The sequence below is a fragment of the Streptomyces sp. NPDC001933 genome (genome assembly GCF_042890955.1).
Lineage (GTDB): Bacteria > Actinomycetota > Actinomycetes > Streptomycetales > Streptomycetaceae > Streptomyces.
The window spans coordinates 1-7866 of the sequence record NZ_JBIASS010000073.1 but is presented as its reverse complement, the minus strand read 5'-3'; the positions used below and the strand labels follow the sequence as shown (position 1 = coordinate 7866).

The following is a 7866-nucleotide window of genomic DNA, read 5'->3' as shown; positions in this document are numbered from 1 at the left end:
CGGTCCCAGCGGCGGACGTTCATCGTGCGGTACTCCACCATCCGCTGGAGCGGACGCGGCACCTGCGACTGGTTCAGCGGGTGGATCTCCACCCGCGTCCCGCCGGCGGCGTTCAGGCGCCGCAGGAGGTGCCGGAGCCATCAGAGCGCGCTGGGCAGCCGCTCTGCCCAGACGGTCCCCGTCTCGACCGCGGCCCTCAGCGCCCGCGGCTCGATACGCGCCCTGAGGCTGTGCCCTGGGACGCATCGCGAGGGGGATTACGAGGCCGCGCGCTGCGCGTCCGCGAGCGCGGTCAGGTCGGCGTGGCGGACGACGGCCCCTCCGGCGCCCCATGAACCCTCGGGTTGCTCGTGCACCAGCACCCACACCCGAGAGGCAGCGTGCCGGTCCAGGCCCGCGGCCTTCAGCACGACCTGCGTGATGTCCTGGATCAGGCCGGACTTGTCGGGGACGGGCGAAGTCGCCTGGGGCACGGTCACCTCCACGAGGAACCGGGGTGCGTCATCGCCGGCGGTCCCCTGGACGCCCTCAGGCAGCTCGGTCAGGTAGACCCACGACAGGCCGCGGAAGAAGGCCGTATCGGGAAAGCCCTCCCAGCGCAGGGCCGCACCGGCGAGTTCCTGCCGGATCTCAGCGCGGCCTTCCTCGGTCAGGGAGCCGGACGACACGGTCAGTCGGATCAAGGGCACGGCGGTTTCCTCACTCACTCACGACACCGACTATAACGAGTGTCATAACTGCAGGTCACGCTAGACTATGACAGTCGATATAGCAAAGGGTGTCTCCCCGAGGAGGGCATGCCGTGACCGAGGACGCCCCGCAGGCACGCGAACGGATCGTGGCCGGAGCGGCCGACATGATCCGACGGCGCGGCCTGAACGCCACGAGCATCCGCGAGACGGCCAAGCACGCCAAAGCGCCGCTCGGCTCCACCTACCACTACTTCCCCGGCGGCAAGCAGCAGCTCACCACCGAAGCCGTCCGCTACGCGGGGGAGATGATCGCCCGGAACCTGCGCAGGGAGCTGAAGGCCGGCCCGGTCGCGGGGCTGCGCGCCCTGCTCGCCCTCTGGCGCGAGACCGTCGTCGGCACCGACTTCCGCGCCGGCTGCACCGTCCTCGCCGTAGCCATCGAAGAACCCCCGGCAGACGAGGTCCCACCCGTCCTCGCGGCCGCCGCCGAAGCATTCGACCAGTGGGAGGACCTGCTCGCCGCCTCACTCAAGGAGCACGACGTCGAACCTGACCGCGCCGCCCAAGTCGCGACGCTCGTCGTCGCGGGCGTCGAAGGCACCGTGGCCATGTGCCGTGCCAAGCGCAGCACAGAACCCCTGGACCGCGTCGCGAGACAACTCGAAGAGGTACTGACGCATGCACTCAACCGCACAGCCTGACGCACCGCCCGAAAACGCGGCCATCGAAAGGGCCTCACACCGCACCCAGAGGCCCTACTCGAGACCGACCGAGTCATGCGGCGCCATCACTTTCTCCTCGGGCGCCCCAGGTAGGAACCAGACGAGCACAACCGGACCCCGTTCTTGAGCGAAGTGGGAGCTCTCACTTCCCTGACCAGGTAATCCTCACCCAGTGAGCGGCCAATCCTCGGTGCTTGTCCAGCACCAGCGCCTGGCCATCACTGCTCAACACCCCATAGAAGCAACCGAATCGGCCCGGCCCACTGGCGCCCAAAGCCGGACACCAGACTGAGAACCATCCCGGACACGGAAGCGAGAACTCCCACATCCGCGCACGGGAAGAGTCAGTCATCCCCGGCATGCTCCAGACCGCGGACTACGCGCGTGCGATCTTCCTGCGGTACGCAGAGCGGAGCGGTGACTGCCGCAGCTGAGGGCTGCCTGATCGGGCGAGCCGAGTCACCCTCATCGTTGCGGTGCGTTGCTGGGGGGGCATCCAAACCAGTGCTATACATTCCGTGATCAATCGGACACGAAGTGTGACCGCTTTAAGTGGAGGAGTCCCTCATGCGCATCCGATCTGCGTGCGTCATGGCTGCCGTAGCGCTGAGTACGACCGTACTCGGAGTGGGTACAGCCGACGCGACCGGGCCGCTGAGCGGCACCAAGGTCCGCAACTGGAATACCGGCTTCGTCCTCGGTGTCGGCGGCAACTCGACGGTCGGCGGCGCGGAGATCCAGTACCAGGCCGACACGGATAACTTGGCCCAGAAGTGGGCCATCGACCCGGTCACCAGCACCACCTTCCTGCTGCGCAATCTCAACAGCGACATGTGCGTCACCGCTGTGAACGGCGCTGACCTGGAAGCCCTCCAGCAGCGTCCGTGCGACTCCCGGTGGGACGAGCAGATCTTCTCCATGGACAACTCCAGCAAGCCCAATCGGTACCAGCTGAAGAACCAGGCCCACAACAAGTGCCTGGTCCCTTACGCCACCACCGCCCCCACCTACGCCAGGGTTGCCGCCTGTAGTGCCACGAACGGGTACATGACCCACTCGTTCGACGTCCGCTGACACCTTCAGGGCGGTCGGGTACACCAGCACGAAGCAGCATCACGAAAGCCCCCTGCCCCGGCCAAAGCCGGGGCAGGGGGCTCTGTCACGATGACGGGAGTAGGACGGGTCGTAGATGGTGCCGCGCCCGGTGCGGCCGGAGCCACCGCACTCGGCACACCTGCCGTCAGCAGCCCAGACCGGCCCAACAGACCAGGGGTGCGGGCACCGGCGCCCACGGCCCCGCCGACGCGCGAGGGGACTGGCCGGCCGCCGATCCCCGAGGCGCTCCGCCCGCCCCGCCCCCGCCCTCTCCATTTCGGCAGTTCGGGCGGCAGGGGGTGCGCAGAGGGGATGTCAGCACCCCGACCACACCTCGTCGGCGTGGCCGCCGGTTCCGAGGGTCCGCCGCGGGGACGGGGGCGCAGGCGGGCGCGTGCTGAGTACGCCTCGGGCTCGCAGTTCGTCGAGGTCGGACAGGCGCTGTCCGGGGAGAGCGTCGAGCAGGTAGGGATCAAGGCGGCGGAAGCCAGTCCGGCAGCCTGACCTGCTCCCCCGCAACGCTGCGCCCGTGGGCGGACCACACGGCCGCAGAAGGGACGCAGCAGTGAGCCTGACGGAGCTTCCGGCAGGCCCATTTCTGGTAAGGCGCATAGTGATGAAGCTGCGGTGCAGATACATGAACCAGCGCGGTTCGAGTAGGGGTCCGCTGCGCCCGGCGCCGTCGGTGGCAACACCCGCGTGAGCCTCTAGGACTCGGCCGACGCCAGGATGGCGCTTCCCCGCCCCGTCGCGTCCCCACTGCGGTCCAGGTCCACGACCGTAACCCGGCGCACAGTGGACAGGTCAGCGAAGGCATGTGACTGGGAAGTGATCGCCGGGGTTGACTGAAATCCGAACGGTTGCACACCGTGACATTAAAAATACTGTTCATTAAGGTCTGTTGGTCAGCGCAGCTATTAGGGCAGGGGCATGATGACCGGTCAGTCCTTCCGTACGATCACGTTGTCCGTTCCCGTTGAGAGGGAGGACAGCTTCCGGGAGATCTTCCAGGTGACGCCGCCGTATCTGGCAGTGGCGGTGTGTCTTGCCTCCGCGTTTCGGGGAGCCTTTGATCCAGCCGACCGCACCCTGGATCTCCTCAAAGCCCAGGAGATCGCCAGGGCGATTCTTCCGGGCCGGGAGGCCGGGGGATTGAACGAGACCCGGTACCTGGAGAATGTCACCTTCTTCGAGGCAGTCAGGCAGGCCATCGACGCCGTCAGCTCCATTACCCCTGTTCCCCGTGTCGCCCCTCCGATGACCGCGGCCGGGAGCGACGAGCCCAACGGCCCGGGATTGGTGGCGAACATGATGTTCGACCGGGGCTATCTGAGCCCTTACCTCATCAGCAAGACCCGCTTCATCCGTGACTTCGTGTTCGCGGTGCAGGAGGGCGACCGGCTCACCGTGACGCCGTTCAGCCTTGAGGTGGCCGTGACCAAGACCGGTGGGCAAGAGCGCCTCACGGCCCAGGACCACGCGGACTACTCAGTCCGCGTCAAGGCCGTGAGCCTCGATAGCGAAAGCCACGACTGGCTTGACTTCGATGTGAAGCCGACTCAGTCCTCGGAACTGAATGCGCAGAAGGATTTCGTGGAAGAGCTCAATCTGCTCTCCGACAAGCTTGACCAAGAAAACGAACTGATGCTCCAGATTCTTAAGGCAAAGAAATAAGGTCGTTCCCACGGCGTCGCACGGGTCGACGGTGACGAGGTCCTGGACGACGTCGGCGTAGGACTGGGAGCCGAAACCGCGGACCACCAGGACCCGGATGCCCGCCCCATCGAGCCACTCCGTCAGCTGCTGGCGGAGGGTGTCCTTCTCGCGAGACGGAACCAGCCGGGCATCTGTGCCACGAAGTCGTCCAGGTGCGGCCAGGCCGACGGCACGTGGACTTCGCAGACGGCGTCGATCAGGTCGCCGCTCCGTCACAGGGTTGATCGCCCGTACTAGCGCCGGGTCGTGGCGGGTGAGCGGGGAGCGAGTGTGCCCGCGCGGGAGCTGCTGAAGTTCAGCGCACCTGTCGACGGCGGATCGGGAGAAACGCCCCCGATCCTGACGGACGGTTCGCTCCTCGTCTGCAGGAAGAACCGGTCGGCAGCGACTGCCCCTCCCCTGGACTGGTGTCCACGATTGGGCGCTGATCGAGCAGCTTCCTGCCGGTACCCACAGCTCCTGCCCGCCCGTCAGCGCATTGGCCGGCGCCTGACCGATACGGGCCAGCAACCGCCACCTATCTCCACGTAGTCAATCTGCTACTTTCCGTGCATGACTTTCGAACCAACGCGCCGCCAGGCGCTCCGGGTCACGCTCGGCGGCCTTGCTGCGTCATGCCTCGTGGGTCGCGGACAACCCGCAGCCGCCGCGCCCAGCCGCAAGAGAGGCCGCCTGGAGTACCAGGCCCGCTACCGCGAGCTGTTCAGGGCTTGCGGCAAGGACCCCGAGAAGAAAGCACTTGTCGGGCAGCAGCTACTCGACAACTACGATCACGACGCGCGTGCCTACCACGTACCCGACCGCGACGCCGTGGTGCGCATGCACGCCGCTCTCATACGTCAGAGCCGCGCCCGCCGGATCGACACGCGTTCCTGACCCGCAGAGCGGCGAAAGTTCACTTCCGGAAGTGGCTGGGGTAGTCGTTGGCGGCTGCCTTGCGCCGGAGCTCGTTGTCGTCGGGGTGCAGGCTCAAGGATCGGTTGATCAGTACGTCCTCAGTCTCCACCCTGTCCGGATCCGTCAGACAGGACTCCACCGGGCACACGGCCTGGCACGCAAGTTGATCGTAGAAGCCAACGCACTCCGAGCAGGCGTTGGGGTCGATCACGTAGATCTCATCCCCCTCACTGATCGCCTCGTTCGGGCACTCGGGTTCGCAGGCACCGCAGTTGATGCAGTCCTCGGTGATCTTGATGGCCATTGCCACTCGCTCCTGTCTCTTGGTGTGGTCCGATGACCAACGAGCGAACAGCCGGGCAGTACCGCGCGGTGCCTGCACAGAGGCCCACCGGTCAGGGATTCACCAGGTCTGTCCGGTGTCGCCCTTCGGGTCTGAGGCCGACCTGGGTGCACGGCAGGGGAGACGGCCCGCCAGCGCGGAGCATCGCTGCTGCCCGGCGGGCGTCACCCGCCCGGGTAAGAAGTCGTACCAGGCGCCGCAGCCGGGCTCGTGACAGTGCATACGAGGTCGTCCCCTGGCCAGCAGTCAGGCACGGGCACCCTCACCGCATCCGGGTCACGGTGAGGGTGCCGTGCCGGCCGGACCCGGCCAGTACCTCCACGACCAGGTCCGTCTCCACCCGTGTGTACGGCTCGCCCGCCGCTCCCCCACCACCGCCGCGGCGCTCAAGGCCTCACCGAAACGAGCCGCCAGGACAGGGCTCCAGGCGCGCGGACGCTCTGGCCGGCCCGCCCTCGTCCCCCACCGCCAGGACCAGATGGTGCGGTCTGAGCCGGGGGCCGGTGAACCCCAGCACCAGGGCGTCGACCGTGTCCGCGTGCCGAACCTTCAACCACCGGCGCTGTCCTGACGGCGGATAGCCCGCCCCACCGCGTTTGCAGACGATGCCTTCGATGCCCTGCTCGCGCAGGGCGTCGTACCAGAGCACGGCGACGTCCCGGTCGTCAGTGGTTGGGGTGACCTGGACCGGCGGCCCGACATCGGCGAGGAGCTCCAGGAGGAAGGCGCGGCGCTCGGTGTAGGGGCGGCTTCGGCAGTCGCCGATCGCCGGGTCCGGGTGCTGCAGAACGTCCCAGCAGACGTAGGAGGCCGGGTACCGGGCTGCCAGGGCGCGGGCCCGGGTCGTGGATGACGCTGCCCGTGACTGCGCGGCCGCGAAGTCGAGCCTGCCGTCCCGCCAGATCACGGCCTCGCCGTCCAAGACCGTGCCGGGGCGCAGTTCCATGGCGGCGACGGCCAGGTCCATCCAGTGCTGGGTGACGACTCTGCCCGACCGGGCGTACAGCACGACGGTCTCGTCGGTACGGCGCAGCACTGTTCTGCGGCCGTCGTACTTGGGCTCGTACCACCAGCCCGGCCCCTGGGGCAGGACCGGGACGGTTTGGGCCAGTGCCACCTTGGTCGGGAACTCCACGGAACCGATCCTGCGAGCCCGGCTCCACCGAGGCGCGTCGGGCGGTCCGTACGGGCCTACCCGTCGACGAGCCCCGTCTCGGGCTTGCAGATCTGGCATGCCTCGATGTCCGGCTCCGCCAAAGCGATCATTGCTTCCTCGCGGATGAGGAATCCGCCCTCGACCGGATACAGGGCACAGTCCCCGACCCGGCACAAGCTCAAGCGTCTGGTCAGCCTGGGCGTCCTTACCGAGACCGAACCGGGCCTGTTCGCCCAGCGCCGCCCGTAGCTGCCCTCCGCTCCGAACCACCCGTCCATCACGGCCGCCGCATTCGTCATCCGGCTCACGACGCGATCGCTAGTGACCCGTCGTGCGGAGCCACCGCATCGTTGTGACGAGCTCTTCGCCGAAGTCCTCGCAAAGCGCGAGCAACTCGCGACCGGTGGACGAGTCCAGCAGCCCTGCGGAATCGGGGAGAGCCCGGAGAACACCGTGGCAGGCGGACTCGACAGCGAAATTTCGTGACCCGAAATAGCCCTCGCTCGCCCGGTCCGCCAGGTCGGCGAGGTACTGGCGGTGGGCTTCCTCCGAGGGGTGGGAGTAGAACGAGCCCTCGACGAGGTCGTCGAGGTAGTTCGCCAGGCTGGCCGAGGATTCGACCACTCGCTCTGCTTCGTCCACGCCAGGCGTGTCCAGCAACTCTCCGAAAGCCAGCAGGCTGCTGATGGTCTCCAGTTGGAAGAGCTGGACCGTGTCCGGGTCCACTTCAGACGTGAAGAGCGGGGCGGTGCACAGCTCGGCGATTGCTTGCCGGTACGCGCGATCCGACTGTTCACCAGCAGGTGATGCTGCCAGTCGGAACAGCGACTCCAGCGCAACCTGGTCGACGCCCCACTCTGCATCGAGCTCGTACTCGAGTACTGGTGCACGCCACCGCCACAGGGCCAGGACGGCAGCCTGACGCTGGTAGGCGGGCTTCAGGTCCACCAACCGCTCGATCTGCACCACGTCCTTGAGCCGACCCTTCTGATCTACCGATCCTCACCCGGCCCCTTCACCACGGGACACTGTAGAAGCCGCCGAAGGACCAAGCGATCGCCTGGACAGCGCCTCATCTCCGAGTTAACACCAGAATCGGGCATACCGGTTCAAAATGTCCTCTCAGGGGTCGTTTTCATCTGAACTGCCCGCTTATTAGCGGATCCTCGGAGTGTTGGGGTGCGGCGCAGGCGAGGTTGTGGAGGCGGTCGATGCCTGCGGGGCGGGTGGAGTTGCGGATGGGGC

At 67.2% G+C, this 7866-nt stretch carries 10 protein-coding genes and 1 pseudogene; 5 read left to right on the top strand and 6 right to left on the bottom strand.

Annotated features, from left to right (window positions below):
• Together ACFYY7_RS44590 and ACFYY7_RS44585 are read right to left on the bottom strand one after the other, a co-directional pair.
• Positions 1-134: pseudogene (locus tag ACFYY7_RS44590) on the bottom strand (transcriptional regulator); the annotation flags it as partial.
• Between the two features lie 123 nt (positions 135-257).
• A complete protein-coding gene (locus tag ACFYY7_RS44585; protein ID WP_376423572.1) occupies positions 258-689 on the bottom strand; it encodes a 4-oxalocrotonate tautomerase family protein in 432 nt (143 codons plus the stop codon).
• A gap of 113 nt (positions 690-802) precedes the next feature.
• Between ACFYY7_RS44585 and ACFYY7_RS44580 the strand changes: the two genes are divergently transcribed.
• From ACFYY7_RS44580 to ACFYY7_RS44560, 5 genes are all read left to right on the top strand, one after another.
• Positions 803-1393 carry a TetR/AcrR family transcriptional regulator gene (locus ACFYY7_RS44580; RefSeq protein ID WP_388671944.1) on the top strand — a complete coding sequence of 197 codons (591 nt, stop codon included), beginning with the start codon at positions 803-805 and terminating at the stop codon, positions 1391-1393.
• Positions 1394-1677: 284 nt separating this feature from the next.
• Positions 1678-1848 carry a Scr1 family TA system antitoxin-like transcriptional regulator gene (locus ACFYY7_RS44575; RefSeq protein ID WP_388671953.1) on the top strand — a complete coding sequence of 57 codons (171 nt, stop codon included), beginning with the start codon at positions 1678-1680 and terminating at the stop codon, positions 1846-1848.
• 133 nt (positions 1849-1981) lie between these two features.
• The gene (locus ACFYY7_RS44570) at positions 1982-2488 is read left to right on the top strand and encodes an RICIN domain-containing protein (protein ID WP_388671941.1); all 507 of its coding nucleotides are present in this window, start codon (positions 1982-1984) and stop codon (positions 2486-2488) included.
• 951 nt (positions 2489-3439) lie between these two features.
• Complete coding sequence (locus tag ACFYY7_RS44565; RefSeq protein WP_388671938.1) at positions 3440-4183, top strand: hypothetical protein; 744 nt, start codon at positions 3440-3442, stop codon at positions 4181-4183.
• A gap of 594 nt (positions 4184-4777) precedes the next feature.
• The gene (locus ACFYY7_RS44560) at positions 4778-5101 is read left to right on the top strand and encodes a hypothetical protein (protein WP_388671935.1); all 324 of its coding nucleotides are present in this window, start codon (positions 4778-4780) and stop codon (positions 5099-5101) included.
• Positions 5102-5120: 19 nt separating this feature from the next.
• Here the strand turns inward: ACFYY7_RS44560 and ACFYY7_RS44555 are convergent, their stop codons facing one another.
• From ACFYY7_RS44555 to ACFYY7_RS44540, 4 genes are all read right to left on the bottom strand, one after another.
• A complete protein-coding gene (locus ACFYY7_RS44555; protein ID WP_388671950.1) occupies positions 5121-5477 on the bottom strand; it encodes a YfhL family 4Fe-4S dicluster ferredoxin in 357 nt (118 codons plus the stop codon).
• Positions 5478-5859: 382 nt separating this feature from the next.
• Complete coding sequence (locus tag ACFYY7_RS44550; protein ID WP_388671932.1) at positions 5860-6600, bottom strand: hypothetical protein; 741 nt, start codon at positions 6598-6600, stop codon at positions 5860-5862.
• A 56-nt stretch (positions 6601-6656) separates the two neighbouring features.
• Entirely contained in the window at positions 6657-6920 is a 264-nt protein-coding gene (locus tag ACFYY7_RS44545; protein ID WP_388671947.1) for a DUF6233 domain-containing protein, read from the bottom strand.
• A gap of 19 nt (positions 6921-6939) precedes the next feature.
• Complete coding sequence (locus tag ACFYY7_RS44540; RefSeq protein ID WP_388671929.1) at positions 6940-7590, bottom strand: hypothetical protein; 651 nt, start codon at positions 7588-7590, stop codon at positions 6940-6942.
• Between the last annotated feature and the right edge of the window lie 276 nt (positions 7591-7866).

Bases quoted from the DNA above. Each gene is read 5' to 3' on its own strand.
- ACFYY7_RS44570 (WP_388671941.1), top strand. From the start codon at position 1,982: ATGCGCATCCGATCTGCGTGCGTCATGGCTGCCGTAGCGCTGAGTACG.
- ACFYY7_RS44565 (WP_388671938.1), top strand. From the start codon at position 3,440: ATGATGACCGGTCAGTCCTTCCGTACGATCACGTTGTCCGTTCCCGTT.
- ACFYY7_RS44560 (WP_388671935.1), top strand. From the start codon at position 4,778: ATGACTTTCGAACCAACGCGCCGCCAGGCGCTCCGGGTCACGCTCGGC.
- ACFYY7_RS44545 (WP_388671947.1), bottom strand. From the start codon at position 6,920: ATGACGAATGCGGCGGCCGTGATGGACGGGTGGTTCGGAGCGGAGGGC.